Source organism: Candidatus Cloacimonadota bacterium (assembly GCA_012516855.1).
Taxonomy (GTDB): domain Bacteria; phylum Cloacimonadota; class Cloacimonadia; order Cloacimonadales; family Cloacimonadaceae; genus Syntrophosphaera.
In genome coordinates, this window is the sequence record JAAYWB010000130.1 from 1 (window position 1) to 1585 (window position 1585).

Genomic DNA, 1585 nt, shown 5'->3' on the forward strand with positions numbered 1-1585 from the left:
AGCGATGCTATATTCAGTTGCATGAGACAACTTTTTTTAGACACTGAAACCACTGGTTTGTCCGCCTTGAATGGTGATCGCATCATCGAAATTGCATGCGTTGAAATGGTTAATCGCAAATTAACCAACCAAAACTTGCACTTCTATGTCAACCCTGAACGCGACAGTGAAGAGGGTGCATTGCGCATACACGGCATCAGCAATGAGTTTTTACGCGACAAACCTAAATTTGCCGAAATTGCAAATGATTTGTTGACCTATTGCGAGGGAGCAGAGATTTTCATTCACAACGCCCCTTTTGACTTAGGATTTTTAAATAAGGAATTATCTATCATTGGCAAACCTGAATTTAAAAGCGTTGTCCATTCAATCACAGACACTTTGGTCATGGCCAAAGAAATGTTTCCCGGAAAACGCAACTCCCTTGATGCGCTGTGTGACAGACTGGGGGTAGACAATTCAAATCGCAGCTTGCATGGAGCTTTGCTTGATGCCGAATTGTTGTCGCAAGTCTATGTACACCTCACGCGCGGGCAAGATGCTTTGCTAACCAATCACGAGCCGAATCATGAGAAAAAAGGTCACCTGGTTGTGACCAATTTAGAATGCTTTCAGTTGGATGTGCTGTTGGCTAATGAGATTGAAAATTCCGCTCACGAAGAAACGCTTCTTCAAATTGATAAAGCCAGCCAAAACAAAACGCTTTGGCGTAAGCTGGTCAATTAAATCCGTGGTCCTTGGTACAACCAAGGCATCTCCATCAGTTTTGGCCCAGCGAGACGCAAAGCAGCATTTCTGGCCATCCGCATCATCCCTTGCATGTGATAGATATCGCCATTGCGTCTAGATTGAGTTTGAACCTTGGCTACCCTTTCCCAACGTCTGTTCGCATAGGTTTGGAATGCTTTGGGTAAATCACCCCAATTTTCCTGCACTGCCAGCGCTAATGCTTGCGCATCTTCTAGGGCCATGGCGGCACCTTGTGCCAAATAGGGGCGCATAGGATGTGCGGCATCGCCCAACAATGCATAGCGCGGGTGCTGCGGGTTATACATGTCCAGACTGGAAGAAATCGGTGCGCGGTCAAACAATGTCCAGCGCGTCCAACCACCGCCATTTCCAATGTTGACCGTCTTCAATAAGTCGGTCAACTTGTTGCTGAGCGCAAATGTTGGGCAATTGTTTTTCACATCAAGTGGACTGAGGCCTGTCGCATCACGGCTCCAACTTTGTCGGCTGGGGGTATCGGCAGGATGGTCGTCCTCGGTCACCACCACGATGTTTAAAAATTCACCACGTCGAACAGGGTATGCAACGATGTGCATGTGAGGAGCCATCCATGCATGCACACAGTCTTGACGGTATTCATTAGGAACCATATTGATGGGTAGCATGGCCCTCCAAGCTACATGGCCGGTCGCTACTGGCAAATCTGTCCCCACAATATGTTGACGCGTATAACTCCAGAGGCCGTCACAACCGACCATGGCATCTGCTTCGTAAGACAGATCATCACGTTCAATGCTCACCTTGACCCCGGTTGGCGTATCTTGTGTACGCTCTATCTTTGCATTGCGGTGGATAT

Annotated in this window: 2 protein-coding genes; one reads left to right on the top strand and one right to left on the bottom strand. The window is 47.7% G+C overall.

What is annotated here, in order from left to right:
• Positions 1–21 precede the first annotated feature (21 nt).
• A complete protein-coding gene (gene dnaQ, locus GX466_09435; protein NLH94417.1) occupies positions 22–726 on the top strand; it encodes a DNA polymerase III subunit epsilon in 705 nt (234 codons plus the stop codon).
• Here dnaQ and GX466_09440 read toward each other — a convergent pair.
• Positions 723–1394, bottom strand: coding sequence for a hypothetical protein (locus GX466_09440; protein NLH94418.1), 672 nt, complete (start codon positions 1392–1394; stop codon positions 723–725). The two genes, dnaQ and GX466_09440, sit on opposite strands and share 4 nt — an antisense overlap.
• Between the last annotated feature and the right edge of the window lie 191 nt (positions 1395–1585).